Source organism: Vreelandella sp. EE27 (assembly GCF_968206495.1).
Map to the genome: position 1 here is coordinate 2,335,633 of NZ_OZ309109.1, position 26,951 is coordinate 2,362,583.

A 26,951-nucleotide genomic window follows, 5' to 3' on the forward strand; every position below is an offset into this window, starting at 1 on the left:
CCAAGGAGACGACATGGAGCTTTTTTCTCTCGAAGGCCGTACCGCCATGGTGACCGGCTGCAACAAGGGTCTGGGACAAGGGATCGCCATTGCCCTGGCCCAGGCGGGGGCCGACATCGTCGGCGTCAACCGTAGCCCCGCCACCGAGACCGCCCAGCGCGTCACGGCACTGGGCCGGCGCTTTCATGGCGTCGAGGCGGAGCTTGGCCGGTCCCGCCCCGAAGACATCGTCGGCCAGGCGCTCGAGCAGGCAAGCCAGGTCGATATCCTGGTCAACAACGCCGGGATGATCCGCCGGGCGAACGCGTTGGACTTCACCGAGCAGGACTGGGACGAGGTAATCGACGTCAACCTGAAGTCAGTGTTCTTTTTGAGCCAGTGCATCGCCCGGCATCTGCGCGAGCGCGAAAGCGGCGGTAAGATCGTCAATATCGCCTCGTTGCTGTCGTTTCAGGGCGGCGTGCGCGTGCCTTCCTATACGGCCAGCAAAAGCGGCCTCATGGGGCTCACTCGTCTGCTGGCCAACGAGTGGGCCGCCCACGATATCAACGTCAACGCGATCGCCCCGGGCTACATGGCAACGGACAACACCCAGGCGCTGCGCGACGACCCGAAACGCCATGACGAAATTCTCGGTCGTATTCCCGCCGGGCGCTGGGGCACGCCGGAAGACCTGGCCGGCGCTGTGGTATTCTTGTGCTCCGACGCGGCGCGCTACGTACACGGCCATACCCTGGCGGTGGACGGTGGCTGGCTTGCCCGCTAAGACGAACATCCAAAGGCCCCCGCCGATAAAACGACGATGAAAGGAAGCGGTATGAAGGACAAGGCGGAGACCCATTATCACGCGCCTGCACTGGAGAAGGGGCTGGATATTCTGGAGCTGCTCGCCCAGTCGTCCCAACCGTTGAGTACCCAGGTGATTGCCGAGCAGATCGGGCGCAAGACCAACGAGATGTATCGTATGCTGATGGTGCTGCGCGATCGCGGCTACGTGGCCATGGATGAAAGCGGCAGCCGCTACCAGCTATCGCTCAAGATGTTCGAGATGGCGCACCGCTTCCCGCCGACCAAGCGCCTGGTACAAGCGGCCATACCGCGCATGGAGGCGCTTTGCTACGAAATCTCGCAATCCTGCCACCTGAGCGTGCTACGCCCCGGGCACCTGTTGGTCGTCGCCCAGTACGAGAACCCGGACAAGATGGGGTTCAGCCTGCGCCTGGGTGCCCAGATCGACATTTGGGGATCGGGCTCCGGCGCGGTGATGCTCAGCTTTCTCGACGAAGCGCGACGCGAACGCATGCTCGAGGCCAGCGGGGCCACGGATGAGGAAGCCGAGCGCACCCGCGCGCTTTTCTCCACTATTCGCCACCAGGGCTACTTCGTCGGACCGAGCCCCCAGGTGCAAGGCCTGACCAACATTAGCTTCCCGATATTCGGCGTGCACGAGTCCATCGAAGCGGTCATCACCATTCCCTACCTGACCCTGATTCCCGAGGCCATGCACCGCGACGTCCCGGACATCGAGCGCTGCCGGGCACTGCTCGGGGAGCTCGCCGCGGCCCTCTCGGCGGACATCGGTGGGGCAGTAAGTAACATCTGAGACTTAGCGGTATTGGCTGACGTTAAGCGCGTCGATTCTGGCACCGAAACGCCAAAGCCCCGCCTGACATTAATTCAGACGGGGCTTTTTTCGCCGTGGCAGCGCGGCTACCTGGCAGTCAACTGCCGCACGGCGACCTCGACCCCACGTAGCTCGGAAAGGCCGCGTAGGCGCCCGTAAAGCGGGTACCCCGGGGCGGTGGCGCGCGCCTGGTCATCCAGAATATGGTGGCCGTGGTCCGGGCGAAGGGGAAGGCGTGCCCCGCCTTCGCGTTCGCGCCGGCGCTCCTCCTCTACCAGCGCCTGGATCACCCCGACCATATCCACGTCGCCTGCCAGGTGCGGCGCCTCATGGAAGCTTCGCGCATCCTGGTCTTCGCGTTTCGTCGCGCGCAGGTGAGCAAAGTGAATGTGCGGGCCGAAGTGGCGCGCCATCGCCACCAGGGCGTTATCCTCGCGCACCCCGTAAGAGCCGGTGCAGAAGGTAATGCCGTTGGCGGGGCTGGGTACGCAGTTCACCACCCACTGGGCGTCGTCCTGGGTCGATACCACCCGAGGAAGGCCCAAAAGCGGCCGGGGCGGGTCGTCCGGGTGAATCGCCATGCGAATACCAACCTCTTCGGCGACCGGAATCACCGCGCGCAGAAAGTAGCCCAGGTTCTCGCGCAGTGTTTCTGCGTCAATGGCCGCGTAGCCCGCCAGGGCCTCGCGAAACTGCGCCAGGGTATAGTGCTCCTCGGCGCCGGGAAGCCCCGCAATGAGCGTATCGATCAGCTTGTCGCGGCCCGCCTGGTCCAGCGATTCCAGATACGCCTGAGCATCACGTTGCTCTTGCTCGCTGTATTCGCTCTCGGCACCGGGGCGCTCGAGCAGGTAAAGGTCGAACGCCGCAAACGCGGTTTGATCGAAACGCAGCGCCCGTGCTCCATCGGCCAGCGCGTAGGTCAGGTCGGTGCGGGTCCAGTCGAGAATCGGCATGAAGTTATAGCAGACGACATCGATTCCGCAGGCGGCCAGGTTTTTGAGCGTTTGGCAGTAGGTCTCGATGAGTTCATCACGCGCGGGCAGGCCCTTCTTCACGGCCTCGGGGACCGGCACGCTTTCGACCACCGACCAGGAAAGCCCCTCCGCCTCGATCATCGCCTTGCGTTCGCTGATCGCCTCGACCGACCAAACCTGGTCGTTGGGAATGCCGTGCAGGGCGGTGACAATGCCACTCGCGCCGGTCTGACGAATCTCGCTGAGTTGGATCGGGTCGTTTGGTCCGAACCAGCGCCAGGTATGTTCCATGCTGTGTCCTTATAGTGAGCGCTAGTTAGTGCTCAAGATGTGCAAGCGCGTGTTCGACGCCGTGTTCGGTCAATGTACGGTAGGCCTCGACGACCTGGCGTTTGAACGCCTCATGGTGCGCGAGGGCCTTGGGCATCACCGCCTCCAGTGCGAAGAAAGCGTCGACCAGCGCGGCGGCGTCCGCGTTGCGTTCATGAAGCGATGCCAGCTTCTCGGCCATCGGGTCTTCGACACTGAATGTTTGACCAGAGAGCGTGGTGCCTTGGGTATAGCGAATCCAGGCGGCCAGGCCCAGTGCGACGCACGCGGTGCTGCGACCGGCGGCCAGGTTGGCCTCGACCACCTGCAGCCAACGCTGGGGCAGTTTCTGGCTGCCGTCCATGGCGATCTGCTGCAGGCGGTGGCGCAGGCTGTCGTTGGCAAAGCGCGCCAGTAGCGAATCCGCGTAGGCGTTCAGGTCGATCTCGTCGGGCATATCCAACGTCGGGGCGGCCTCCTCGCGCATATAGCGGCTCAAAAGCGCCTTGAACGCCTCGATTTGCACGGCATCGAACACGGTTTCGATATCACCCAGAGCACCCAGATACGCTAAAAGCGAGTGGCTGCCGTTGAGCATGCGCAGCTTCATGGTTTCGAACGGCGCAACGTTCGACACCATGGTCACGCCCTCCTCTTCCCAGCTCGGGCGGCCGACGGGGAAGTGATCCTCGACGACCCACTGGGAGAACGCCTCGCACACCACGGCGTTGCCATCGTCAACGCCCAGCGCCTTGAGCGCGGTGAAGTCCTGCTCGGTCATGGCCGGCACGATACGGTCGACCATGCTGCAGGGAAACGCCACGCTATCCAGAATCCACTCGGCCAGGGCAGCGTCGTTTGTCCGGGCAAGCTGCGCCACGGCCTGACGGGTGCGCTGGCCGTTATCCGGCATGTTGTCGCAGGAGAGCACGGTAAACGGTGCAACCCCCGCCGCACGACGGCGCTTTAGCGCCTCGACCAAAATACCCGGCGCGGTGCGTGGCGCCCCGGGCGTGGCGATATCCGCCTGGATCATCGGGTCGTCTGTCAAAAGCTCGCCGCTTGCCGGGTTGAGAAAGTAGCCCTTCTCGGTCACGGTGAGTGTGACGATGCGCGTATCCACCTGGCTCAAGCGCTCGAGCAGCGAATCCAGGTCGCGCCCCCACTCGCCCTGTTTGGCCTGGCCTGTGAACAGCGCCTCTTCGATAACCCCCACTTCACGCAGCGTTACGCTGTCGCTGTCCTGGTACTCGGCCACGTGGTAGCGAAAATCCGCCTTGCGCAGCGCATCGACCAGATCGACGCTTTTGCGCAGGTTCGCTGCACTTACGCCCCACTGGGTGTCACCGGTGCGGTGTCGATAGCGCTCGAGATAAACGGCCTGGTGGGCGCGATGAAACGCACCCAGGCCGAGATGGACGATGCCGATTTGGCCCGCGGCCTGAACCGCTTTAATGGTTTGCATGCTCAATGCCGTCCCCTCTCTGGCGAGTGCTTATACATCGATACCGAAATAGTCACGCGCGTTATTGAAGCAGATGTTGGTCACGAGCTGGCCAAGCCAGGCTTCGTCATTGGGTAGCTGCCCCTCTTCGGCCCAGCGCCCCAGCATACGGCACAGAAGGCGCCGGAAGTATTCGTGGCGCGTGTAGGAAAGAAAGCTGCGCGAATCGGTCAGCATCCCCACGAAACGGCTCAACAGCCCGAGCTGGGAGAGCTGGGTCATCTGCCGCTCCATACCATCGAGCTGGTCGTTGAACCACCAGCCGGAGCCGAACTGCACCTTACCGACAATGCCGTTGCCCTGGAAATTACCGGCGGTCGTGGCCAGCACTTCGTTGAAGATGGGGTTGACGCAGTAAAGGATGGTACGCGGCAGCCGGTCGTCGCTATCCAGCGCGTTCAAGAGCTGATTGAGCGGCGCGGCAATGGGCCGGTCGTCCATGGAGTCGAAGCCGGCATCGGCGCCTACTTCACGCCAACCGCGGCTGCTGTTGTTGCGCAGTGGCCCCATATGATACTGCTGCGCCCAGCCCCGGCGGTGATATTCGCGCCCCAAAAAGATCAGCACGGCGGTCATGAACTGCGCCTGCTCCTGCTCATCGGGAAGCGTGCCTTCCAGGCGGCGCTTGAGGATGGCGTTTAGCTCGGCCTCCGTGGCGGTGGCATACGCCACGCGCTCCAGGCCGTGGTCGGAAATCTTGCAGCCGTGCTCGGCGAAATGGTCCATACGCTTTTCGAGCGCGCTATAGAGCGAAGCCATATCGCGTATCTCGATGTCCGCGGCGCGACCCAGCTTTTCCAGGTACGCCGGGTAGTCGTCGGCGGCGGGCTTGAACGCCCGGTCGGGCCGGAAGCTTGGCAATACCTTGATGCCAAAGCTCGAATCGGCGGCAATTTGCGCGTGATGTGTCAGATCATCGGCCGGGTCGTCGGTGGTGCCGACCATCCGCACGTTCATCTGTTCGAGGATACCGCGGGCGGAAAATTCAGGCTTGGCTAAAAGCGCATTGCTCTCGTTCCAGATCGCATCGGCGGTCGACGGGGACAAGAGCTTATCGGTGATGCCAAAGGGGCGCTTGAGTTCCAGATGCGTCCAGTGGAAAAGCGGATTGCCCAGGGTATAGGGAACCGTGTCGGCCCAGGCCTGGAATTTCTCGTAATCGCTGGCATCGCCTGTGCAAAAACGCTCATCCACGCCGTTCCAGCGCATGGCGCGCCACTTGTAGTGGTCCCCTTTCAGCCAGATCTCGGTCAGGTTCTCGAAGCGGCGGTCCTGAGCGATATCCTGGGGGGAAAGATGGCAGTGGTAATCGAATATGGGTTGTGCGCTTGCGTAGCCGTGATACAGACGCTTTGCCATCTCACTATCGAGAAGAAAATCCTCACCGAGAAATGCTGCCATGAAGGCCTCCGTTGCAATCGTTGCGCCCGGGGGTAGAAAAACCACGAAACGGGCCACCCATAAAAATTGGTTAGGCCAAAGAGTCGGCGCGAGCGCTTGGAATGTCAACCTTTGCCCCACCAACTGCGACCAAAGGCTTATTTAACAAAACTATTGGTTAGTCCAATTTAGCAACCTGCTTTTATTGGCCCAATGACCAACACCTACAAGCACTCTTTCAAGCCGGCTTTTCAGGAGATAGGGCAACATGCACAAAGGCGTTTTTACAGTCTTGTCGAGCGCGCTGATCGCGCTGTCGGGCTGCTCGATGCCCTCAGAGGTTTCGTCGGACGTTACCCAACTGAGGCTCGCCCACAACATGAGCGAGACCCACCCTGTTCACCAGTCGCTTGCCTATTTTGCCGAGCGAGTGCGTGAGAAAAGCGGCGGAGAGCTTGTATTCCAGCTCTATCCCAATGGTCAGCTGGGCTCCGAGCGCGAGGTCATCGAGCTGGTACAAACCGGCGCCGTCGATGTTACGAAAGTGAGCGCCACCGCGCTCGAAAGCTTCTCTGACGTCTATTCGCTGTTTAGCGTGCCCTACCTCTTCGCCGATCCGGATCATTACTACCGCACCATGGATAGCGAGATCGCCACCGATATCTACCAGCAAACCTCGGACAACGGCTTCTTCGGCCTGACCTATTACGACTCCGGCGTCCGCAACGTCTATACCATCGACACGCCAGTGCGTACCCCGGCGGACATGCGTGGTTTGAAACTGCGGGTTCAACCCAGCCAAACCGCGCTGGAAATGACCCGACTAATGGGCGGCGCGCCCACGCCCATGGCTTACGGCGAAGTGTATACCGCCCTTCAGCAAGGCGTGATCGATGGCACCGAGAACAACGAAACGGCGCTGACCTCTTCCAATCACGGTGAGGTGGCCAAGGAGTACTCGTACACCGCCCACGCCATCGTTCCGGATCTGCTGATTTTCAGCCAGCACCGCTGGCAGAGCTTTACACCGCAGCAACAAGAGTGGCTGAGAGACGCCGCGATCGAATCCACCGCCTTTCATAAAGAGCTTTGGGCCAGAGAGATCGAGCAGGCCGTCACAAAGGCGCAGGAGATGGGCGTGAACTTCCACCACGACGTGGATGTAGAGGCGTTTCGCGAGTCGGTAGCGCCCATGCACGAAAGAGTGCTGGAAAACCCCGTGCTGGCGCCACTTTACGAGCGCATACAAGAACTAACGGAGTCTTGAGGCCATGATAAACACGATCAATCGCGGGCTTTGTAAGCTCATCACGGTGCTTACGTCGGTCATGCTAGCGGTCATGGTGCTGGTGGCATTATGGCAGGTAGTGAGCCGCTATTTGCTCAACGACCCCAGCACGTTCTCCCAGGAATTTCTGCGCTACTCGCTCATCTGGATCACCATGATCGGCGGCGCGCTCGCCTTTCATACCAAAAAGCACATCGCGGTGGAGATGGTGGTCAACCGCTTCTCTGCGCAGCGCCAGAAAATGATTCGTTACCTCGTACTCGTACTACTGATCCTGTTCTCTACCCTCGTCATGATTTATGGCGGTATCTGGCTCGTTTCCTTGACCATGTCTCAGCAGACCGTCTCGCTGGGTATACCGATGGGCTATATCTACCTTTCGCTACCTATTTCGGGTGTGCTGATCCTGTGGTTTTGCATTGTAGAACTCATCAATGGAAGCCCCGGTACCCCCGCCGATTTCGATCAAACCCTGGACGTTTAATAAACAATAAGGCATTCGCGCCATGACGATCATCGCAGGTTTTAGTCTACTTATATCTTTCTTCGTTTTTCTATTCATCGGCGTGCCGATTGCCATCAGCATGGCCGGTGCCTCTATCGTGACGATGCTACTGATCGCCCCGTTCGATGTCGCCGTGTTCACCTCGGCGCAGAAGATGGTGACCGGTATCGACAGCTTCACGCTGCTGGCGGTCCCGTTCTTTTTGCTGACGGGCATCATCATGAACCAGGGCGGTATTGCGCTGCGCCTGGTCAACGTGGCGAAACTCTTTACCGGACGCTTACCGGGTTCGCTTGCGCACACCAACATCGTGGGTAACATGCTGTTTGGCTCGCTCGCCGGTTCCTCGGTGGCGTCGGCCGCGGCGATCGGCAAGGTCATGCATCCGCTGCAGGAAAAGGAAGGCTACGACCGTAAGTTCTCTGCCGCCGTGAATATCGCCTCGGCACCGACCGGGTTGATCATTCCGCCCACGGGACTTTTCATCATTTACTCGCTGGTCAGCGGCGGGACCTCGGTCGCCGCGCTGTTTTTGGCGGGCTATATTCCGGGCATCCTCTGGGGGCTGGCGACCATGGCGGTGGCGTTTATCATCGCCCGGCAAAAAGGCTACACCTCGCCCTCCAACGTGCCCTTTAGCGCGGCGCTAAAAGTGGTGTGGGATGCGATCCCGAGCCTCTTTTTAATCGTCATCATCATTGGCGGTATCATCGGCGGCATATTTACCGCAACCGAGGCCTCGGCGGTGGCCGTACTGTATGCGTTGCTGCTCTCGTTTGCCTATCGCAGCTTATCGATCAAGCAACTGCCCGGCATTTTCAAAGAGACGGCCGAGCTTACCGTCGTCATCATGTTTTTGATCGGCACGTCTGCCATGCTGGCGCTGGTCATGGCGTTTACCGGTATACCCGCGGCCATCAGTGCCGGCATCCTGGCGCTCACCGACAACCCCATTCTGATTCTCATCCTGATCAACATCATTTTGCTGTTGATCGGTACCTTCATGGACGTCACGCCGGCCGTTTTGATCTTCACGCCCATCTTCTTGCCGGTGGTGTCGGAGTTCGGCATGAGCCCCGTACACTTTGGTGTCGTGCTCATCGTCAACCTGTGTATCGGTAATATCACCCCGCCCGGCGGCAGTGCGCTGTACGTGGGTAGTACGGTAGCCAAAGTCAAAATGGAAGAAGTCATCAAGCCGCTTCTGCCTTTCTATGCGGCGGTCATCGCGGTTCTCATGCTGATTACGTTCCTGCCGTTCATCAGCGAATGGCTTCCGCGCCTGGCCGGCCTAATGTAATTTTCAAGGATTGACCTGGATGAATATTCAAGAGCGCTATCGTTTTCACCTGGCGAAGACCGAGCAAAACCACCTCACGTTTGCATCCAAGGACGAAGACGTGAAAGCTCACCTCTTCGTTCTCGAGGAGGGCATCTTTCGCGTGCTCTTTGAAAAACGCGAAGGGCTCCAGGTCGATAAGACCTGGAGCATCGCGCCCGGTCAGGATGACCTTCCTCACCAGGGGCGAGACCGCTTCAGCACCGAGCACTTTAGCCTGCCCAATTTTGATTTTTCCGAAGACGCGCAATGCTTTACCGTCCAGACTGGCCAGCTCAAAGCGGTCATTCAAAAGGAAGGTTTTCGGATCGACTGGCACCATGGCGCCCAAGGGCAGTGGTCGCTCTTTGCCCAAGACCGGCAAACCCAGGCGTATAACTTCGCCGGGGAACTTGGCACGCAAATCAAGCACTACCTGAAACGCGACATTCAGGAGCAGTATTTCGGCCTGGGCGAGCGCACCGGCCAGCTCGACCACCATCATCGTCGCTATCGTAATATCACCATCGACGCGATGGGTTACGATGCCGAGCACTCCGACCCGCTATACAAACACATCCCGTTTTACATCACGCGCCAACCGAATCAAGGCTTCGCCTACGGGCTCTTTTACGACAACCTGGCGCCGGGTTATTTCGACATGGGCCGGGAGCTGGATAACTATCACGGCCTGTACCGCTACTTCGAGGCCGACGCCGGCGACCTGGATTACTACATGATTGCCGGCCCCCAGGTACGCGACGTCGTGACCGCCTACACCTGGATGACCGGCAATACGGCTCTGCCGCCCAAATGGAGCATCGGCTATTCGGGCTCGACCATGAGCTACACCGATGCCCCCAACGCCCAGGAGCGGGTGTGGGAGTTCATCGAGCAGTGTGAACGACACGATATTCTTTGCGATTCGTTCCAGCTCTCGTCGGGCTATACGTCGATCGATAGCAAGCGCTACGTTTTCAACTGGAACACGCAGAAATTCCCGGATGCCAAAAAGCTTTCCGCCGACTTCAAGCGCAAAGGCATTCGTCTGGCCGCCAATATCAAACCGGCGCTCCTCACAGACCACCCGCAGTACGAAAAACTCGAATCGCTGGGTTATTTTCTAAAAAATGATCACGGCAAAACCGAGCTTGCCCAGTTTTGGGACGGCGGCGGCGCGCATATCGATTTCACCCATGAGGGCGCCTTTGGCTGGTGGAAGGATGAAGTGACCCGGCAGTTACTCGAGTACGGTATCGAGACGACCTGGAACGATAACAACGAGTACGAGATCTGGAACAGCACCGCTCGGGCGGATGGTTTCGGTGCCGGGTTGGCTTTTACGAGTATCCGTGCGCTCTTTCCGCTGTTGATGATGAAGGCATCCTTCGAGGCGCAGGCGGATTACGCCCCTCAAAAACGTCCTTTTCTGATTTCACGCTCCGGTGCGCCGGGTATGCACCGTTACGTGCAGACCTGGACCGGCGACAACCGTACCGAGTGGAAGACCATCAAGTTCAATAACAAAACCGGTATCGGCTTGAGCCTTTCCGGCGTTTATAATTTCGGCCACGATGTCGGCGGCTTCGCCGGCCCCAAACCGGATCAGGAACTGTTTATCCGCTGGGTGCAAAACGGCATTTTCCACCCCCGCTTTACCATTCACTCCTGGAACGAAGACGCTACCGTTAATGAACCGTGGATGTATGAAGAGGCCATCGCCCCGATTCGTGAGCTCATCAAGCTCCGTTCGCGCCTGACGCCTTACTGGTACAGCGCGTTTTATAAAGCCCACGTGCATCATGAGCCCATTCTCAAGCCGACCTTTTTCGATTTCGAAGCGGACACGCGCACTTGGCAGGAGAACGACGACTTCTTAGTGGGTGAGTCGCTGCTCGTGGCGAGCGTCGTTGAGCCCGGCATTTCTACTCGTGATGTCTACGCCCCGCAGCATACGGGCGGCTGGTTCGATTTTTATACCGGCAAGCCGGTCGCTGGCGGCGCCCACGCCACCCTCGATGCGCCTTACCACCAAACGCCGCTGCTCGTTAAAGCGGGTGCAATTATTCCCACCAACGAAGCGCCCCGCACCTTTGCCAACAAGGACGAGGATCAGCGCGGCTTCCTGCTCTTTCCGGCGCAAGAAGCGAATTTATCGTCGCACTACACCCTTTTCGAGGACGATGGCGAAAGTGGCGAATGGCGCACCGCTCATGCCCTGGTCGAGCTTCAAATGACGACCAGCGAAGACGCCATCCACGTGACCACGAAGGTCATCTCAAACGGCTATACCCTGCCCTATGAGACGGCGACCTTCATAATGGCTACAAAGGATACCCGCACGCTTTATATCAACGGCGACGAGCAGCCCGCCGGGCAAAAGGTGGTCGTTTCGCTTTAAGGCGTAACGCTCGCTTGAAAAGAGAGGCGAGGAAGCTACCCTCGCTTCTCTTCTCGCGTTTGCGCCTGAGCGCGTAGAGACGAGCACGACGAACCGCCCAAGGCCCCCTAACCCGAAACGCCTGTTTCGCTCTGGAACGCTAAAATGCAACTGCCTACTGCACAACGCCTCTATCAGAAAACGGGCTTACAGCTAAAAGAGCGCATTTTCTCCGGCCGCTACGTTGCAGGCGAGCGCCTCCCCGCCGAGCGCGACCTCGCCGAGGAACTGGGCGTTAGCCGCACGGTCGTGCGCGAAGCACTGATCATGCTCGAGCTTCAAGCGCTGGTGGAAGTGCGTAAGGGCTCGGGTATCTACGTGCTCGACCCGCCCAAAGAGCCCGTGCCCAACGGCGCCGATGACGAAGAGGATGCGCTGAGCGCCGGCCCCTTCGAAATGCTCCAGGCCCGCCAGCTCATCGAAAGCCAGATTGCGGCGTTTGCGGCCACGCTCATCACCAAAAGCGATACCCAAAAGCTGATGGAGATCAGCAAGCAAGCGCGGGGCGAGGACCGCTATCAGGATTCCGAATGGGACAAGCGCTTCCACCTGCAAATTGCCGAATCGACCCAGAATGCCGTGTTGGTCTATCTGGTCGAAAAGCTTTGGTATCAGCGCGATAAAAACCTGCTGTGGCAAAAGCTTCACGACAGAATCGATAACCGGCAGTCGTTGGATAGCTGGTGCGATGACCACGATGTCATCTTGAAAGCGCTTATTCGCCGGGATGCGGATGCGGCGCATCAGGCCATGTGGCAGCATCTCGAAAACACCAAGGAGATGCTTTTCAAGGCCAGCACACTGGAAGAAGAGGACGAACTCGACTACTACCTGTTTGCCGGCAAGCTGACGCTCAAGGGGTAGCGCCCAGAAGACCGGGTGCTTCCCCGTCAGGTTCGTTTCCTCCCCTTTTTAATGACCACGGCCCGCTTGAACGGCGCGCTGCTAGTCGAGCAACATATCGGGCAAGAACAGCACGATGTCCGGGAAGAAGATGATCCCCGTCACGACCGCGAACACGGCCAGCACATAGGGCAGTAGCTCTCGGCTATAGTCGTAAAAAGAGCACCGCAAAATACCGCAAACGGTATACATCGAGATGCCGACCGGCGGCGTCATACCCCCAAAGGTCACCAGCGTCATCATCAAAAGCCCGAAATGAACCGGGTCTACCCCCGCCGCCTTGATCACGGGCACCAGAATCGGCGTCAGCAGCATTACGACGACGGTGGCTTCCAGCAGCATCCCCATGAATACCAACAGCAGTGCCAGCACGAACAGCAACGCCGTTTGGCTTGTGAACACGCCCAGCGTCAGTTCCGCGATCGTCTGAGGAACGCGCTCGAAGGAAACCACGTAGCCAATAATGCCGGCGAACATGATGATCAGCATGACCATACCGATGTCTCTAACGCTTGCGCGCATGGCAGCGATCAGTTCCTTGACGCCCATTTGCCGATGAATCACGAAGCCGATGAACAGCGCATAGGCGACGGCGAAAGCGCCCGCCTCGGAAGGCGTGAACAACCCATAGCGAATGCCCACCAATAGCCAAACGGGAAACAAAATGGCCCAGATACTCTCGCGGATCGCTTTCAGCACTTCTCTGCCTGTCGGCAGGCTATCTCTCACCGGCTGGTAGCCACGATGCTTGGCCATGATGTAAGTGGTCACCATGAAGGCCACCATCAATAGAAACCCCGGCACCAGACCGGCGATGAACAGCCGCCCGATGGAGACCTCGCCCAGATAGCCATAAAGGATCAGGCCGATGCTGGGCGGGATCGTCGCGGTAATGAGGCCACCTATCGAGAGCACCGCGCCGGAAAAGCCGGGGGAGTACCCGTTTTTGATCATGCTTTTACCCAGAACCCGCGACTGCATGGCGGCATCCGCCACGGCGGAGCCCGAAACACCGCCCATCAGGGTACTCAGCACGATACTGGCCTGGGCCAAACCGCCGCTCATCCACCCTGCCAAAAGCGTCGAAAGATGAACCAGCCGAGGCGTAATACCGCTGGCATTCATCAAATGGCCGATAAAGATGAACAGCGGAACCGCCAGCAGCGGAAACGACTGGGTCGATGAGACGATCCGCTGCACGGCGATACTGGTCGGCAAGAACGTATCCGGCAACAAAAAATACGAAAAGCCGGCGATACCAATCGCAAAGGCGACCGGCATGCCAATCGCCATGAGCAGTAGCCCAAGGCCCAACAGTAGACCGGCCGTCATAGTGTCTCCTCCACCGCGTCTTCGTCGTCGGGCATTAGGCTTTGAATGACCCCCGTCGTCTTTATACGTCGAAGCAGCGTTATCACCATCAATACAGCGCCAACGGGCAAGGCCAGGGTGATATAGCCATAGCTAAGCCCGGCAACGCCCATGGGCCGTTGCCAGTTCGAAGCAGCCAAAAAGAAGCCGTACCAGGCAAGCAGCATGAGAAAACCCAGCATCATGGCCAGACATAAGCTGGTAATGAGAAGCTGGAGTTTGGCGGGCAGGCGAACGATCAGAGCATCTATGCGTACCTGGCCTCCGTGGCGCAGCGTGATATCCGCACCGAGTACCGCGGTCCAAATGAACAGAAACTGGGCGAGTTCGGCCCCACCGGCGAAGGGCTGGCCGATCGCTCGGGCGCTCGAACTCACCAGCATCGTAAGCGACGTGCCGCCAAGTAGCGCCATCGCCAGCCACTCTTCGCTCTTATCGTACCAGTGCCACATACAGTATCCTTCCCACCCGGGGCATGCAAAAAAACCCGATCCAGCCTTCGACAAAACAAGGCGCCCTTGCCTTAACGCGACAAGGGCCCGGGGCGGTTATTGACCGAGTAGCTGGTCGCGATACTCGTCGTAGCCCAACTCCTCGTAAACACTGCTCACCTTTTCACGAAACAGTTCTCGGTCGATTTCGGTGAACGTGACGCCTTCGGCCTCCATACGCTCTTGTACCGCAGCCTGCGCTTCGGCAATGGCGGTACTGGCCTCATCGCCCGCTTTCAAAAGCTCTTCATCGAGGATCGTGCGCAGCTCTTCGGGCAGGGATTGATACCACTGGTCGGACGTAGCGATACCGGTCATCAAATGGATATGGTTGGTCATCGCGATATGGGTGATGACTTCGTGCAGGTTTTGCCCTTCCGCCGCAGTAAGCTGCGCCTCGGCACCGTCGATCGACCCTAGTTGCAAAGCGGAATAGACCTCCGACCAGGGAAGCGGCGTCGCCGTCGCCCCCATTGCCTCCATCGTCTTGACCCAGACCGGCGAGTTGATCGTGCGTACACGCACCCCGCTCAAGTCTTCCGGCGTGTTGACCTCGTTTTGCGTCAACATTTGGCGCGAGCCTTGAAACCAGTTGTAGTTGAGAAGACGAAGACCGCTCTGATCGGCAAGCCCTTCTACCCAGTCGTTATAAAGCGGCGACGACGTGATTTGGGCGTAATCCTCCGGGTTCTCGACCAGATAAGGAGCGCTCAATATCCCAAGCTCGGGCTGGTATTCAGACAAGCGCCCGGCATCGATCAAAATCGCGATATTGGCACCGCTTCGAATCTGCTCGACGACGTCTTCGTCCGAGCCAAGCTGGCTGTTGGGGAAAATCTGGATCGTAAGCTCCCCATCGGAGCGCTCTTCGATGGCATCTTTCGCTTCATCCAGCGCTTGAGCAATGGGGTCTTGCGGGCTTAGCGCAATCGAGAGATTGAGCTGGTAATCGGCATAGGCCGAGCTACTGGCTAATACCAGCGCGACAGGAAGTACGTTTTTCAGTTTCATTATTAGCTCCTTAACACGTTACTTATTGTTGATGTTGTATTATTTAGCCCTAGAGATGAACTCTAAGGCTCTGCTGGCTCCGTCACGCAAGGGTTCAGGCCAAACTTCGCGTCACCGGAGTAATTGCCTCTTCGAACATTTCAGGAAAGCGGTATTCGAGTTCGGGTAACGACTGGAGTATTTCACGCTGATGACGCCCCATGGCTTCGACCGCGCTCGACTCATCGGCGTCCGCGATGGCATCCACGATGGCTTGATGCTGCTCGGCGAGCTTTTCGATCGGCGTGGTGTCCGCAATGCTCAGATACCGCACGCGATCCAACTGCGCTTTCGCGTTTTCGATGACGTTCCAGGCCATGGCCTGTCCGGTGGCAAGCGCCAGCGTGCGATGAAACACCTCATCCAAAATAAAAAAGCGGTCGTGATCTTGCCTTTCGATACAGCTTTTTTGCCGCGCGATCAGCTCATTGAGCTCCATCAAACTGGCCGAAGAGAGCCCTTTTTGGGCCGCTTCGACAGCAACGGCCACCTCTACCGCTTCGCGAATGAAGCGCGCCTCCAGCACCGCGCGCCGGGAAATCCTGACGACGAAGGTGCCCCGCTGCGGGCGAACCTCGACCAGCCCCGCTTCCGAAAGGCGGATAAACGCCTCGCGCACCGGCTGGCGACTCACCGAAAAAGCGTCGGCGACCTCTTTCTCCGATAGCGCCTTACCCGGCGCCAGCACCATTTGAATGATGGAGTGGCGCAAAACATGGTAAAGGCGCTGGCGGACCGATTCGGTCTCCGATGTGTCCCGCCACAAGGTTTGTAGCGTGGTACTCATATCGCTCATTGAAAGCTGCCTGATGGAAGTAGTGAAGCGCTTAACTGATATAACTAGTATGGTAGGATGGCAAAAAACGGCCTTCCTGCCTTCTATACTTTGGTAGCGTTTTTAGATTAAGCCGCTCTGATGCTTGCCTCGACCACAGCGGCGGAAGGTACATCCACGTCCCCGACCTGGTCGTCGTGCGGCGCATTGACCTGAAATGCTTTCATGAGCAGAACGCCTTACCAGTGCCAAAGGGTGCCGTCTTCAAGGCGGTTGACCGGAAGGCTGGCACGCTTGTAGGGATACTGTTTGGCAAGTTCCTCGTCGATATCGACGCCGTGCCCCGGTTTTTCACCCACGATGAAATGGCCATCCTCGAAGCGATAATCATGGGGGAAGACCTCGTCGGTGGTCTGGGTGTGCGGCATGTACTCCTGAATACCGAAGTTGGGCACCCAGGTATCGAAGTGGATCGCCGCGCCCAAGCACACCGGCGAGAGATCCGTTGGCCCGTGGAACCCGGTACGCACGTGGTAAAGCCCCGCAAGGTCCGCCAGCCGGCGCATGTGGGTGATACCGCCGGCGTGGGTGAGCGTGGCGCGAATGTAGTCGATCCACTGGTTCTCGATCAGCGCCTTGGCATCGAACAGGCTATTGAATACCTCCCCCACGGCAAGCGGGGTGGTGGTGTGTTGGCGAACCAGACCGAAACTCTCCTGATTTTCCGCCGGTACGCAGTCCTCGAGCCAGAACAAATGATAAGGCTCCACTTCCTTGCCAAGCCGGGCCGCTTCGATGGGCGTCAGGCGGTGGTGAACATCGTGCAGGATATGCAGGTCATCACCAAAGCGCTCGCGCACGGCGGCAAACAGCTTGGGCACGTGGTTCAAATATTTGGAGGTATTCCAAACGTGCTCCGCCGGCAGGTCGGCGTCGGCGGGCTCGTAGGGCTCGCCATTCTTTTTCGCCACGCCGTAGATGCTCGCAATACCCGGCACGCCGGCCTGAACGCGCACCGCCTTGTAGCCCTGGTCCACGTGGCGGGCGACCTCTTTTAAACACGCATCGATATCGCGCCCGGTCGCATGGCCATAGACCATCACCCGCTCGCGGCTTTTACCGCCCAGCATCTGATAAAGCGGCATACCGGCAAGCTTTGATTTGATATCCCAAAGCGCCATATCCACCGCGCCGATCGCGCTCATGGTGACCGGCCCACGCCGCCAGTAGGCGCCGCGATACAGGTAGTGCCAGATATCCTCGATGCGCTGTGGGTCCCGGCCAATCAGTGCCGGTATCACGTGCTCGTCAAGGTAGGCAACCACCGCCATTTCGCGGCCATTGAGCGTGGCGTCCCCGATACCGTAGGTCCCTTCATCGGTAACGATTTTCAGGGTAACGAAGTTACGCCCCGGCGAGGTGACAATGGTGTAAGCGTGTTCGATTTTCATGAAGTTGCCTCCTCAAAGAGGGATACCGTTTCCCGAGTACCGAACATCTCGGAAAATCGCTTTGTTATATGGTGCAGATTAGCCAAGGGCCTTGATCCAATGATGGCTGAACGCGGGAAAGCGAGAGACGAAAGTGCCTTACACGGCCCCAGGCCTTTTGGCATTGTGTGTGTAGCGCGGTCATCATCTCGCTCATTGATCGCTGCCTTGGAGGGGCGTGGAAGCCCTTAACTGATAGATCTAGTATGGTAGTATGGCGATATAAACAAAAGCCCTCTCACGCTATACTTTGGTTGAAGGCGAACAATCATGAAACGCCAGCTTTACAAGGGCGCGGATTATAAAAAAGCCTTGAATATCGAAGATATGGTGCGCATTTCGACTTCGTCAAATCGATGGTCAAACGCTGCAAAAAGGCGGGGTTCGAGGCCAGCGTGGTGACGACTGTCAGCGCCGCAATCGGGAGTGGGACGTGCGCAATTTTCGCTGGCCCTTTTGGGATATAACCGCTTGAATGAGCTGGATACGCACTGCCTGCGACGCCCGGCTTAATCATCGTGCAAGCGCCTTCGGGCGCCACGTATTTGTTTGCCCAACGCCCAGCAACGTCAGATACTGGGTGTGCTCCAGGCCACCCTCTACTGCGAGAATGCCCATGCCCCGCTGTTATACCGCCCTTCTGCTCTCGTTTTTTCTGGCATCGTCCGCCCAAGCGGCCTGCCAGCGTGACCCCGTCAGTTTTGATTTTCCCGCCCAGCGGATGGACGAAGCGCTGCAGCAATTAGCCCACCGCACGGGCTGCTTTATTCACACGCCCCCCGCCGCTATGGGCGACACCCAAGTACCGGCCGTAAGCGGCACCTACCGCCCGGAAGAGGCGCTTTGGGCGATTTTGAAAGGGTCGGGCTGGGAGGGGTATCTCACCGATGAAGGCTTGGCGGTCAACCGGCACTGGCAAATATGGGTCAAGCGACACACCCAAACCCTGCGCGCCCGGTTAGAAGCGCTCGAAACGCTAAACGCCGCCGAGCGCCAGGCCTACCTCGATGAACTTCAAGCGCTTGAAAATAGCGTGCGCGCGCTCGCCCGCGAGCAAGGGTTTATCAGCGCGGCGGAACACGCAAGCTACCAGCGCAGTATCGAGGCGCTGGAAAGCACGCTGCGGGCTCACGGGTCATAGCGGTAACGGCTTGCCTGCCCCTCGATGCCGGGCCAGGCTTGCGCGATGGGTAAAGCATTCGAGCACGGCATACTTTTAGGCAGGGCATTCATGAAAAATCCATCTTCACGCCAGCAACTCAAACGAACTTCCGGCATGGCGGTGGTGGGCATTTGCCTGCTGGCCGCCTCGTTGAGCGCCAAAGCGCAGGAGACGCCGTCATCCAGCGAGTGCGAGATGACCGAGCGCCAGCAGGAAATGCTTTCGCGGGTCAACGAGGCTCGGAGCAGCGCCCGGGAGTGCGGTGGGGAGTCTTTTCCGGCGGTAGAGCCGCTTGGCTGGAGCTGCCAGCTCGAAGCCGCCGCCAGGCGGCACTCACAAGACATGGCCGAGAACGCCTTCTTTAGCCATACCGGCTCCGAAGGTTCCAGCATCGAAGAACGGGTGAATGAACAGGACTACGCCTGGCGAGCGGTTGGTGAAAATATCGCCGCGGGCCACCGGTCGGTCGAAGCGGCGATTGAAGGCTGGATCGAAAGCCCCGGCCACTGTCGCAACCTGATGAGCGAGCAGTTCAGCGAAATGGGGATGGCGAAGGCCGACAACGACGACACCCGCTATTCGACTTACTGGACGCAGACCTTCGCCGACCCGCGCTAGGCGCTCAGAGCCGGGTAAAGCCTTACTGGGCGGCCGGGGTTAAATCACCGTAGTGCACCGCGGTAATCGCATTTTTCGGCGAGCCATCGACCAGCTTGGTGCTGTAGGTCAGGTAGACGAAGGTTTGGGTTTCGGCGTCGTGCATGCGTACGACGCGCATGTTTTTGAATAGCACCGAGCGGCGCTGAGTGAAAATGACCTCCTGCTCGGTGACCTCATCCGGGTCAAAGATGATCGGCCCGGTTTGGCGACACGCCACGCTCGCTTCGCTCGCCTCCTCGGCCAGGCCTATCGCGCCGGAAATACCGCCAATCTGAGAGTAGGAGATATAGCACGAAATGCCCTGCACCTTCGGGTCGTCGAAGCGCTCCACCTCGATGGTGTTGTTCGGCCCGAGCATTCTGAACTCGGTGCGTACGCTGCCGATATGAGCGTCCTGGGCCAGCAGCGCGGCCGGCAGCAGGGCCGCCGCCACGGCCAGTGATCCAACCACGGCGCGATTCAAACGAAACAAGGGCTTGGCCATCGGTGTGAGGTCCTGAACGGGGGAGAAAAATCGATACCGCTTCAACTCAATGAGAGCCGGCTGACGGCTCATGGTACGGGCAGCCGTTGAAGCGTGCACGGAAATCCGCGGAGTGACGGTAGGTCTCCTTGCGCACGCGGTTGATATTACCCAGCGGCTGGTGGTCGATAATACCGGTCCAGACGCTAAAGCGCATTTCATCCTCGACCCGCTTGACCTTCTCTTCTTGCCAGCTATCTTGGGCGGGCACACGCAGGGTGGCCACGCGCTGAAACGGCGTGCGCGTCTCTTCCCACTCGACCGTTGCATCTTCGATCGGCTGCTTTTCGAGATCGCGGCAAAGCTGAACGCAAAACTCCCACTCGCCCGCGCGGTGGTGCATCTCGCCGCGTACATCTTCACGGATCGCATCTTGGCGCCCGTCGATATCGACCGTGCGCCCGGTAAGCGCCTTGAGCGAGTCGCTGACCGGTCTGAGCATGAACTTGGCCATGTAATCGCCGTAGCGAAAGGCCGTCGCGCTGTAATAGGTTTCCCCCAGCGGGTCGATATTGGGCGCTCCGCCCAACGCGTCCAGCGTGGTGCTACTACTACTCACGGCCTCGAGCGCCTTGTTCACGCCCTGCAGGGTTTTGGAGGCGACCACCTTGGTGCCCTCCAAACGGTCCGTGGTACTGGCCAGCATCTTGAGATTGGTCAGAAACTTGCTCGCCGTGGGCGCTTGAAAGACCGGCGCATTGAGCAAAATGAAATCCTGATTATGCCCTTCCGAGCCCGGCAGCCGCTCGCCTTCGACATCCACTACTTTTAGCGCAAGCCCCCGGGGCAGCGAAACGGCATCGGGAAGAATGTCGCCGGCGTTGGTCGAAAGGCGCAAGAACACATCGAACTCGCCGGGCCTGGCAAAAAGCCCCTGGGCCAACTCATCGGGCAGCCCCTGCTCGACGCTCAACGTACCGCTCAAAATACCGTGGGCCTTGGCATGCACGGCGCGCACGGCGTGGCCGTAATCCTCAGAAGTGCGCTCTAAAATGGTATCGAAGGTATCGTTGAGCGAATCGATGACGTCCTGCTCGTCCTCAAGGGGTTTCTCGACATCCGGGGTATAGCGCAGGGGAGTAGACAGCTCCATAGGGCCTCCATGCTTTGCTTTATTCGTTATCTCTACTAGCGTCACGGGTCACTACGGACGCTACCTGTCGCGCAGTGCTCCAAGCTTAGCCTGGCCAAGCGGTCGGCGCCTGGGAGAAAGCGCCCGGACGAATGTCCGCCCAGGTATATCAAGCGTCGTCTTATAACAAACTCACAACCTGGCATCGCGCCATACTGATTCGTATCGATATCAAGCGTGGAGCGAGTAATGAATCGCCATGTCATCCTGACCTGCGCCGTGACCGGCGCGGGTGACACCACCGGTAAGAACCCCAACGTGCCGGTCACCCCGGAACAGATCGCCAACGACTGCATCGCCGCCGCCAAGGCCGGCGCCAGCGTGGCCCATATTCACGTGCGCGACCCGAACACCGGCGGCGTCAGCCACGACCCGGCGCATTTTCGCGAAGTGATGGCCCGGGTGCGCGATTCCGGCCAGGACATCGTGATGAACATTACCGCCGGCGGCGGCGGCGACTGGATTCCCGACGCCCAGGACCCTTCCCGGGGCGGGCCAGGTACCGATATTCAAACGCCCGCCGAGCGCCACGCCCCGGTGGGGGAACTCTTGCCCGAACTGTGCACGCTGGACTGCGGCAGCCTCAATTTCGGCGACATGGTCTATGTCAACCCGGCGGACTGGCTGCGCGAGCACGCCCGCCTGGTGCAGGCCGCCGGCGTCAAGCCGGAGCTGGAGTGTTTCGACCTGGGCCACGTCTGGTTCGCCCGCCAGCTCCAGCAAGAAGGCTTGATCGACGGCGACCCGCTCTACCAGCTCTGCCTGGGTATTCCCTGGGGCGCCGAAGCCGACACCGAAACCATGGTGGCCATGCGCAACAAGTTGCCCGCCAACGCCCAGTGGGCGGCCTTCGGTATCGGCCGCGCGCAGATGCCGATGGTCGCGCAGTCCGCGCTGCTCGGCGGCCACGCCCGGGTGGGGCTGGAGGATAACCTTTACTTGAAAAAGGGCGTAATGGCGACCAATGCCCAACTGGTCGAAAAAGCCGCCACCCTGCTCGAGAACCTGGGCGGCCGAGTCATGACCCCGGCCGAGACCCGCACGCATCTCTCGCTCAGCGGCGCGAAAGCCTCTGACAAAGGAGCCAACGCATGAGCCAGCAGCCGTCTCAGCAACGATCTCAACAACCGTCTCAACAACGATCCCAAAAGCTGTCCGTCATCGGCACCGGCGTGATCGGCAACGGCTGGATCGCTCGGGCGCTGGCCCAGGGCTTTGATGTGGTCGCGTTCGACCCGGACCCGGCCGCTGCCGAGCGCACCCGCGCGTTCATCGACAATGCCTGGGCCTCGCTTGAAGGCCTGGGCTTGGCGCCGGGGGCCAGCAAGGAACGGCTACGTTTTGCCGACACCATCGACGCGGCGGTCGAAGGCGCGGACCTCATTCAGGAGAACGTGCCCGAGCGCCTGGAACTCAAGCGCGACGTGCTGGCCAGGATCGACCAGGCCGCCGATGAAACCGTGCTGATCGGCTCCTCGACCTCGGGCTACAAGCCCAGTGAGCTGCAAGCTGGCTGCTTCAAAGCGCCGGGGCGGGTGATCGTCGCCCACCCGTTCAACCCGGTGTACTTGCTGCCGCTGGTCGAGCTGGTGGGGGGCGAGGCTACTACGCCGGCGCACATCGAACGCGCGCAGCGCCTTTATGAAGACCTGGCCATGCGCCCGCTGGTAGTGCGCAAGGAGATCGAGGGCCACCTGGCGGATCGTTTGATGGAGGCGCTCTGGCGCGAGGCGCTGCACCTGGTCAACGACGGCGTAGCCACCACCGAAGAAGTGGACGCCGCGGTGGTCTACGGCTGTGGGCTGCGCTGGTCGTTGATGGGCACCTTCCTGACCTTCCACCTGGCCGGTGGCGACCAGGGCATGCGCCATATGCTCGAGCAGTTCGGCCCGGCCTTGAAACAGCCCTGGACCAAACTCGAAGCCCCTGAGCTCACCGACGAGCTGATCGACCGCGTGGTGGAGGGCTGCGAGCACCAGGCCGCCGGGCGCAGCGTGGCCGAGCTCGACCGGCGCCGCGACGACTTCCTGGTCGAACTCCTCGGCTCGGTGCAAAAATACTGGCCCGAGGCCGAAGGCTTGAAAGGACGGCTCTGATGCAGATACTCACCACGGAAGTGGCAAGCGAGTGGGTCGACTACAACGGCCACATGAACGACGCCGAGTACGCCCGGGTCTTCTCGCTGGCCGTCGATGCGTTAATGGATCACATCGGCTTGGACGTCGCAGGCCGAGCACAGCATCACTACACGCTCTACACCCTGGAGACGCACCTTTGCTACCGGCAAGAAGCCCATGAAGGCCAGGTCCTGGTTGTTACCGCGCGGGTGTTGAACCGGGACGCCAAGCGCCTACACGTGTTTTTCGAAATGCAAAATAGCGAGGGGGCGCTGCTTGCCACCAGCGAGCAGATGCTGATGGGCATCGACGAGCAAAGCGGGCGCCCGGCGCCCTTTCCCGCGCCGGTGAACGAGGCCATCGCATCGCTCCCCGCCTGCGACCAACACGCTTGGCCCGCGCTTGCCGGGCGTACCATCGGGATCCCCTGACATGGACATCACAACCTTCATTCGCCGCTTTGAAAAAGGCCTGGCGACGCTTGAGTCACTGCCGCTGCCCCAGGCGCGAAAGCACTACGATGCGCTGTGCCAGTCGTTCACGCCTTCGGACCCGGCGGGCATGCAGGTAACCGACGACGTGCTGGCCCACGTACCCATACGGCGCTTCAAACCCGCCCACGCAGGCACTGGGCCTGTGATCTTTCTACACGGCGGCGGTTTCACCATCGGGTCGGTGGTGAGCCATCACGGCGTCGCGGCAAGCCTGGCCGAGCAGCTCGAGCGTGAGGTGATCAGCGTCGACTACCCCCTCGCTTATGAAGCGAATTACTCCAGCATGCTCAAACGCTGTTGCGAGGTGATCGACGCCGCTAAGCCTGCTTGCCTGGTGGGTGACAGCGCCGGCGCGCGGCTGGCGATGGACGCCGCGATAAGGCTTAATTCAAAAGCGGTACTGGGGCTTATCTACCCACCGGTGAACGGTTTGCGCCATGAAACGCTGGGGCCGGACGCCCCACTATTGAGCCGCCAAGACGTGCTGTTCATCTCGCCGCTTTGCCCGGCGCTTGCTTCGAGCGCGCCGACGCCGCTTCCCAAGTGCCTCATTGAAGTTCTCGCAGTGGAGCACGACCCGCTGACCGCACCGCTCGAGCGGGTGGTCGAGCTGTGGCGCCATCAAGGCGCAGAGGTAGGTTACCGCTGCGCGCCCAACATGGTGCACGGCGCCCTTCACGCCCAGGCACACCTTCCAGACATGCAAAACGCCTGGCAGGATTTCTGTCAGGCGCTCGAACGTCGTTTAGCCTCAAAGGCCGGTTAGCAGCGAAGGCCGTTTAGCAACGCAGGTCAGTTAGAAAAGAAGCAAGGCAAGGGTTATTCGTAGGCGGCTCTGACCGCTTCGATGGCGGGTTCGCCGTCCTTATCGTCGACGCCGTCCAGCCAGGTTTCGACGGTCTCCAGGTTGGCGGCGATCCACTCGGAGGCGACTTCATCCGCCGGGCGGTCGTCGAAGCTGTAGCCGTGGACCCACTCGTTCTGGTCTTCGATATCCACCACGAACTGGGAAAGAAAGCGGTGCAGCGCCGGGTCGTCCTCGGCCAGGCTCGCCGGTACCACGGTCCACACGGTACTTTCGATTTCGGCCACACCCGCGTCATCCGAGTCTTTTAGATACGCCAGGTCGAAGCTTACGTTCATCCAGTGGGGCTCCCAACCCACGAAGGTTACCCACTCTTCGTCGCGCATGCGCTGCTCGGCCTGGGCCAGCATGGCCGAGGTAGAGCTTTCCCGCAGGCGCCAACCGCCCAAACCGGCCAGGTCGTTGTCGATGGCGTTCAGCACGGCGGTATTGATACCGGTACCCGCCTCGATGCCCTGAATCTCGCCCTCGAAACGCTCACGGTGCTCGTTCAGGTCGGCCACCGTGGTCACGCCCGCGTCATACACGTAGCGCGGCACCACCAGCCCCGAGTTCGCCCCTTCGATGTTGGAGACGAGCTTCTCGACCTGGCCGTTATCCACCAAGGGCTCGACCATATCCGTTTGCACCGGATACCAGCCGCCCAGGTAAACGTCGATATCGCCGCGGGTCAGGCCTTCGAGAATCACGCTGACGGCCAGGTCGCTTTGGCGGGTCTCGTAGCCCATGGCTTCCATCAACTGCGCGGCCACTTCGGACTTCACCGTCACCCCCGGCCAAGGCGGCACGCCAAAACGCACTTCATCGAGCGCGGCCTGGGCGGCGGTGGCGCAGGCCAGGCCGCTCAGGCTCAACGCGCCGACCATCAACGCCCTGGGCAGGCGAGCGCTGGTTGAGCTGGCTTTAGTTGAACGGACATCGTGCAGAACGCTTGCAGACAGTGTTTTCAGGGCCGTGCTCATTCGCGTCTCCTCTGTTGACGTTAGGCCACCAGTTTGACCGCTTCCCCCCAACGCAAACGACACCAAGCGACCCTAAAGCCACACTTTACGACATGTCGTTTCAAAGCCGGGCGTGGCGGCGCGCCTGAATGGGCGAATGCCCGAACCGGGCACGAAACGCCCGGGCGAAGCTGGAACTGGAGCCGAACCCGCAGGCGACGGCGATGGCGAGCACGCCCATGTCGGTTTCGATCAAGAGCCGCTCGGCGCGCGCCAGGCGCAGGTTCTGGTACCACTGGCGTGGCGAGGCCCCTAGCTGGTCCTCGAACAGGCGCTGTAATTGGCGCGCCGAGACGCCGCTTTGCCGAGCGATCTCGCCCAGTGTGAGCGGCTCTTCCAGATGGCGCTCCATCAGCGCGACCGCCTCGACCAGGCGGCGGTTGTGGCTGCCCAGGCGCCGCGCCAGGGACATACGCTGCTGGTCGTGGTGGCTGCGCAGGCGCTCGTGAATCAGCTGCTCCGAGACCGCCACCGCCAGCGCCGCCCCGTGGCGCCGGGCAATGACCTCCAGCGCCATGTCCATCGCCGCCGCCCCGCCGGCGCAGGAGAAACGCCGCTCGCCAAGTTCGAACAGCTCATCCGAGGTTTCGATGCCGGGAAAGCGCTCGCGAAACACCGGCAGGCTCTCCCAGTGAAGCGTGACCCGCTCGCCCTTCAAGAGCTCGGCTTTTGCCAGCAGGAACCCGCCGGTATCCAGCCCGCCGAGCGCGCATCCGGCCTGGTCCAGCCGGTGCAGCCAACCCGTGAGCGCCCGGTTTAGGTGCGCCTCGGGCTCGAAGCCGCTACAAAGCGCCAACGACGATACATCGAGGGTGCCGATGGGCTGGTCCACCATCAGCGTCATTTCGTTGCTGGCGGTGACCGGCTCGCCGTTTTCGCTCAACAGCACCCACTCGAAAAGCGCCTTGCCGCTAATGCGGTTGGCGATACGCAACGGCTCCACGGCGGAGAAAAACGCCATCATCGAAAAACGCGGCAGGAGGAGAAACCCGATACGCTCCGGTAACGGCCCAACATAGTGCAGGCGCAATGTCGCCCCCGATGAATAGAGTGTTTTAAAACCGGCCCTAGGCGCTAATGCCGATCAGCTAAGTTTGGCTATCACCTGTGGGACGGAGCTTTAGCTCGCGACGGGTGGCTTGGCCAGGGCGCCTGACGGCGCCATTCGCCGAATTGTCGGACCACCGCTGAAGCGGGCTCCACAACAACGAAATCTTGCATCCATCCCTTGTAGGAGCAGGCTTCAGCCAGCGATGCAGCGCAACGCGCTGCTGGGGTTGGTGATGATGGCAACCAAAAGTGCCGTCGCCACCGAAGGGCGGCTATCGCCGCCATCGCCCAATGGAATTGGGCTCCTACAATGGAGTCGTGCCCCATCTCTGGTAAGAGCAGGCTTTAGCCAGCGACGCAGCGCAACGCGCTGCTACAATAGATTTACCGCTCGTTGTGGGTAGGCAAAAGCCTTAACTGATCGGCATTAGCCCCACGCGCCGGCTAATTTAAAGGCAAGCCGGCGCGCTCTCTTCTACACTGAAACGGGTAACGAAGCACAGGCCTCTGTGCGCGTTAGCA

Annotated in this window: 25 protein-coding genes; 13 read left to right on the forward strand and 12 right to left on the reverse strand. The window is 60.2% G+C overall.

Going from position 1 to position 26,951, the window contains the following annotated elements; translation table 11 throughout:
- Window positions 1-13 precede the first annotated feature (13 nt).
- Together kduD and ACWHVV_RS11205 are read left to right on the forward strand one after the other, a co-directional pair.
- Entirely contained in the window at window positions 14-766 is a 753-nt protein-coding gene (gene kduD / locus ACWHVV_RS11200; protein ID WP_447926308.1) for a 2-dehydro-3-deoxy-D-gluconate 5-dehydrogenase KduD, read from the forward strand.
- 51 nt (window positions 767-817) lie between these two features.
- Window positions 818-1,603, forward strand: coding sequence for an IclR family transcriptional regulator (locus ACWHVV_RS11205; protein WP_447926309.1), 786 nt, complete (start codon window positions 818-820; stop codon window positions 1,601-1,603).
- 107 nt (window positions 1,604-1,710) lie between these two features.
- Here the strand turns inward: ACWHVV_RS11205 and uxuA are convergent, their stop codons facing one another.
- From uxuA to uxaC, 3 genes are read right to left on the reverse strand one after another with little or no spacing between them, the layout of a single operon-like run.
- A complete protein-coding gene (gene uxuA, locus ACWHVV_RS11210) occupies window positions 1,711-2,892 on the reverse strand; it encodes a mannonate dehydratase (protein ID WP_447926310.1) in 1,182 nt (393 codons plus the stop codon).
- A 25-nt stretch (window positions 2,893-2,917) separates the two neighbouring features.
- The gene (locus ACWHVV_RS11215) at window positions 2,918-4,375 is read right to left on the reverse strand and encodes a mannitol dehydrogenase family protein (RefSeq protein ID WP_447926311.1); all 1,458 of its coding nucleotides are present in this window, start codon (window positions 4,373-4,375) and stop codon (window positions 2,918-2,920) included.
- 30 nt (window positions 4,376-4,405) lie between these two features.
- Complete coding sequence (gene uxaC / locus ACWHVV_RS11220) at window positions 4,406-5,815, reverse strand: glucuronate isomerase (RefSeq protein ID WP_447926312.1); 1,410 nt, start codon at window positions 5,813-5,815, stop codon at window positions 4,406-4,408.
- 247 nt (window positions 5,816-6,062) lie between these two features.
- Here uxaC and ACWHVV_RS11225 point away from each other — a divergent pair, with 247 nt between their 5' ends.
- The 5 genes from ACWHVV_RS11225 to ACWHVV_RS11245 all read left to right on the forward strand — a co-directional run bounded on the left by ACWHVV_RS11225 (window position 6,063) and on the right by ACWHVV_RS11245 (window position 12,209).
- The gene (locus ACWHVV_RS11225; protein WP_447926313.1) at window positions 6,063-7,061 is read left to right on the forward strand and encodes a TRAP transporter substrate-binding protein; all 999 of its coding nucleotides are present in this window, start codon (window positions 6,063-6,065) and stop codon (window positions 7,059-7,061) included.
- Window positions 7,062-7,065: 4 nt separating this feature from the next.
- Window positions 7,066-7,566 (forward strand): TRAP transporter small permease, encoded by a 501-nt coding sequence (locus tag ACWHVV_RS11230; RefSeq protein WP_447893654.1) that lies wholly within the window; start codon window positions 7,066-7,068, stop codon window positions 7,564-7,566.
- Window positions 7,567-7,588: 22 nt separating this feature from the next.
- On the forward strand, window positions 7,589-8,887 hold the full coding sequence (locus tag ACWHVV_RS11235; RefSeq protein ID WP_447926314.1) for a TRAP transporter large permease: 1,299 nt from the start codon (window positions 7,589-7,591) through the stop codon (window positions 8,885-8,887).
- A 19-nt stretch (window positions 8,888-8,906) separates the two neighbouring features.
- Window positions 8,907-11,306: a TIM-barrel domain-containing protein gene (locus ACWHVV_RS11240; RefSeq protein ID WP_447926315.1), complete on the forward strand. Its 2,400-nt coding sequence runs from the start codon at window positions 8,907-8,909 to the stop codon at window positions 11,304-11,306.
- Between the two features lie 144 nt (window positions 11,307-11,450).
- On the forward strand, window positions 11,451-12,209 hold the full coding sequence (locus ACWHVV_RS11245; protein ID WP_447926316.1) for a GntR family transcriptional regulator: 759 nt from the start codon (window positions 11,451-11,453) through the stop codon (window positions 12,207-12,209).
- An 81-nt stretch (window positions 12,210-12,290) separates the two neighbouring features.
- On the opposite strand, the gene ACWHVV_RS11250 is transcribed toward ACWHVV_RS11245, so the two are convergent.
- The 5 genes from ACWHVV_RS11250 to manD all read right to left on the reverse strand — a co-directional run bounded on the left by ACWHVV_RS11250 (window position 12,291) and on the right by manD (window position 17,386).
- Window positions 12,291-13,580 carry a TRAP transporter large permease gene (locus ACWHVV_RS11250; protein WP_447926317.1) on the reverse strand — a complete coding sequence of 430 codons (1,290 nt, stop codon included), beginning with the start codon at window positions 13,578-13,580 and terminating at the stop codon, window positions 12,291-12,293.
- Window positions 13,577-14,071, reverse strand: coding sequence for a TRAP transporter small permease (locus ACWHVV_RS11255; RefSeq protein ID WP_447926318.1), 495 nt, complete (start codon window positions 14,069-14,071; stop codon window positions 13,577-13,579). The genes ACWHVV_RS11250 and ACWHVV_RS11255 overlap by 4 nt, the downstream gene beginning before the upstream one ends.
- 96 nt (window positions 14,072-14,167) lie before the next feature.
- The gene (locus ACWHVV_RS11260; protein WP_447926319.1) at window positions 14,168-15,121 is read right to left on the reverse strand and encodes a C4-dicarboxylate TRAP transporter substrate-binding protein; all 954 of its coding nucleotides are present in this window, start codon (window positions 15,119-15,121) and stop codon (window positions 14,168-14,170) included.
- Between the two features lie 94 nt (window positions 15,122-15,215).
- The gene (locus tag ACWHVV_RS11265) at window positions 15,216-15,956 is read right to left on the reverse strand and encodes a GntR family transcriptional regulator (RefSeq protein ID WP_447926320.1); all 741 of its coding nucleotides are present in this window, start codon (window positions 15,954-15,956) and stop codon (window positions 15,216-15,218) included.
- Window positions 15,957-16,174: 218 nt separating this feature from the next.
- Entirely contained in the window at window positions 16,175-17,386 is a 1,212-nt protein-coding gene (gene manD / locus ACWHVV_RS11270; RefSeq protein ID WP_447926321.1) for a D-mannonate dehydratase ManD, read from the reverse strand.
- Between the two features lie 655 nt (window positions 17,387-18,041).
- On the opposite strand from manD, the gene ACWHVV_RS11275 reads away from it, so the two are divergent.
- Window positions 18,042-18,566 (forward strand): hypothetical protein, encoded by a 525-nt coding sequence (locus ACWHVV_RS11275; protein ID WP_447926322.1) that lies wholly within the window; start codon window positions 18,042-18,044, stop codon window positions 18,564-18,566.
- A 90-nt stretch (window positions 18,567-18,656) separates the two neighbouring features.
- Window positions 18,657-19,205, forward strand: coding sequence for a CAP domain-containing protein (locus ACWHVV_RS11280; RefSeq protein WP_447926323.1), 549 nt, complete (start codon window positions 18,657-18,659; stop codon window positions 19,203-19,205).
- Between the two features lie 22 nt (window positions 19,206-19,227).
- Here the strand turns inward: ACWHVV_RS11280 and ACWHVV_RS11285 are convergent, their stop codons facing one another.
- Together ACWHVV_RS11285 and ACWHVV_RS11290 are read right to left on the reverse strand one after the other, a co-directional pair.
- Window positions 19,228-19,731, reverse strand: coding sequence for a CreA family protein (locus ACWHVV_RS11285; RefSeq protein ID WP_447529157.1), 504 nt, complete (start codon window positions 19,729-19,731; stop codon window positions 19,228-19,230).
- A 46-nt stretch (window positions 19,732-19,777) separates the two neighbouring features.
- Window positions 19,778-20,863: a catalase family protein gene (locus tag ACWHVV_RS11290; protein WP_447926324.1), complete on the reverse strand. Its 1,086-nt coding sequence runs from the start codon at window positions 20,861-20,863 to the stop codon at window positions 19,778-19,780.
- 228 nt (window positions 20,864-21,091) lie between these two features.
- Here ACWHVV_RS11290 and ACWHVV_RS11295 point away from each other — a divergent pair, with 228 nt between their 5' ends.
- The 4 genes from ACWHVV_RS11295 to ACWHVV_RS11310 are packed head-to-tail and all read left to right on the forward strand — an operon-like array spanning window position 21,092 to window position 24,279.
- Complete coding sequence (locus ACWHVV_RS11295; RefSeq protein WP_447926325.1) at window positions 21,092-21,997, forward strand: 3-keto-5-aminohexanoate cleavage protein; 906 nt, start codon at window positions 21,092-21,094, stop codon at window positions 21,995-21,997.
- Window positions 21,994-22,998: an L-carnitine dehydrogenase gene (locus tag ACWHVV_RS11300; protein ID WP_447926326.1), complete on the forward strand. Its 1,005-nt coding sequence runs from the start codon at window positions 21,994-21,996 to the stop codon at window positions 22,996-22,998. Before ACWHVV_RS11295 ends, ACWHVV_RS11300 begins: the two co-directional genes overlap by 4 nt.
- Entirely contained in the window at window positions 22,998-23,450 is a 453-nt protein-coding gene (locus tag ACWHVV_RS11305; protein ID WP_447926327.1) for a thioesterase family protein, read from the forward strand. The genes ACWHVV_RS11300 and ACWHVV_RS11305 overlap by 1 nt, the downstream gene beginning before the upstream one ends.
- 1 nt (window position 23,451) lies before the next feature.
- On the forward strand, window positions 23,452-24,279 hold the full coding sequence (locus ACWHVV_RS11310; RefSeq protein WP_447926328.1) for an alpha/beta hydrolase fold domain-containing protein: 828 nt from the start codon (window positions 23,452-23,454) through the stop codon (window positions 24,277-24,279).
- A gap of 53 nt (window positions 24,280-24,332) precedes the next feature.
- Here the strand turns inward: ACWHVV_RS11310 and ACWHVV_RS11315 are convergent, their stop codons facing one another.
- Both ACWHVV_RS11315 and ACWHVV_RS11320 read right to left on the reverse strand, forming a co-directional pair.
- Entirely contained in the window at window positions 24,333-25,244 is a 912-nt protein-coding gene (locus ACWHVV_RS11315; RefSeq protein WP_447929141.1) for an ABC transporter substrate-binding protein, read from the reverse strand.
- Window positions 25,245-25,440: 196 nt separating this feature from the next.
- Entirely contained in the window at window positions 25,441-26,409 is a 969-nt protein-coding gene (locus ACWHVV_RS11320) for a GlxA family transcriptional regulator (RefSeq protein WP_447926329.1), read from the reverse strand.
- Window positions 26,410-26,951: the final 542 nt, after the last annotated feature.

Coding starts and splice junctions, on each gene's coding strand:
- ACWHVV_RS11265 (WP_447926320.1), bottom strand. CDS start 15,956: ATGAGCGATATGAGTACCACGCTACAAACCTTGTGGCGGGACACATCG.
- ACWHVV_RS11260 (WP_447926319.1), bottom strand. CDS start 15,121: ATGAAACTGAAAAACGTACTTCCTGTCGCGCTGGTATTAGCCAGTAGC.
- ACWHVV_RS11275 (WP_447926322.1), top strand. CDS start 18,042: ATGCCCCGCTGTTATACCGCCCTTCTGCTCTCGTTTTTTCTGGCATCG.
- ACWHVV_RS11205 (WP_447926309.1), top strand. CDS start 818: ATGAAGGACAAGGCGGAGACCCATTATCACGCGCCTGCACTGGAGAAG.
- ACWHVV_RS11230 (WP_447893654.1), top strand. CDS start 7,066: ATGATAAACACGATCAATCGCGGGCTTTGTAAGCTCATCACGGTGCTT.
- ACWHVV_RS11215 (WP_447926311.1), bottom strand. CDS start 4,375: ATGCAAACCATTAAAGCGGTTCAGGCCGCGGGCCAAATCGGCATCGTC.
- ACWHVV_RS11310 (WP_447926328.1), top strand. CDS start 23,452: ATGGACATCACAACCTTCATTCGCCGCTTTGAAAAAGGCCTGGCGACG.
- ACWHVV_RS11295 (WP_447926325.1), top strand. CDS start 21,092: ATGAATCGCCATGTCATCCTGACCTGCGCCGTGACCGGCGCGGGTGAC.
- kduD (WP_447926308.1), top strand. CDS start 14: ATGGAGCTTTTTTCTCTCGAAGGCCGTACCGCCATGGTGACCGGCTGC.
- ACWHVV_RS11225 (WP_447926313.1), top strand. CDS start 6,063: ATGCACAAAGGCGTTTTTACAGTCTTGTCGAGCGCGCTGATCGCGCTG.
- manD (WP_447926321.1), bottom strand. CDS start 17,386: ATGAAAATCGAACACGCTTACACCATTGTCACCTCGCCGGGGCGTAAC.
- ACWHVV_RS11255 (WP_447926318.1), bottom strand. CDS start 14,071: ATGTGGCACTGGTACGATAAGAGCGAAGAGTGGCTGGCGATGGCGCTA.
- ACWHVV_RS11250 (WP_447926317.1), bottom strand. CDS start 13,580: ATGACGGCCGGTCTACTGTTGGGCCTTGGGCTACTGCTCATGGCGATT.
- uxuA (WP_447926310.1), bottom strand. CDS start 2,892: ATGGAACATACCTGGCGCTGGTTCGGACCAAACGACCCGATCCAACTC.
- ACWHVV_RS11285 (WP_447529157.1), bottom strand. CDS start 19,731: ATGGCCAAGCCCTTGTTTCGTTTGAATCGCGCCGTGGTTGGATCACTG.
- uxaC (WP_447926312.1), bottom strand. CDS start 5,815: ATGGCAGCATTTCTCGGTGAGGATTTTCTTCTCGATAGTGAGATGGCA.
- ACWHVV_RS11290 (WP_447926324.1), bottom strand. CDS start 20,863: ATGGAGCTGTCTACTCCCCTGCGCTATACCCCGGATGTCGAGAAACCC.
- ACWHVV_RS11240 (WP_447926315.1), top strand. CDS start 8,907: ATGAATATTCAAGAGCGCTATCGTTTTCACCTGGCGAAGACCGAGCAA.
- ACWHVV_RS11245 (WP_447926316.1), top strand. CDS start 11,451: ATGCAACTGCCTACTGCACAACGCCTCTATCAGAAAACGGGCTTACAG.
- ACWHVV_RS11315 (WP_447929141.1), bottom strand. CDS start 25,244: ATGGTCGGCGCGTTGAGCCTGAGCGGCCTGGCCTGCGCCACCGCCGCC.
- ACWHVV_RS11300 (WP_447926326.1), top strand. CDS start 21,994: ATGAGCCAGCAGCCGTCTCAGCAACGATCTCAACAACCGTCTCAACAA.
- ACWHVV_RS11305 (WP_447926327.1), top strand. CDS start 22,998: ATGCAGATACTCACCACGGAAGTGGCAAGCGAGTGGGTCGACTACAAC.
- ACWHVV_RS11235 (WP_447926314.1), top strand. CDS start 7,589: ATGACGATCATCGCAGGTTTTAGTCTACTTATATCTTTCTTCGTTTTT.
- ACWHVV_RS11280 (WP_447926323.1), top strand. CDS start 18,657: ATGAAAAATCCATCTTCACGCCAGCAACTCAAACGAACTTCCGGCATG.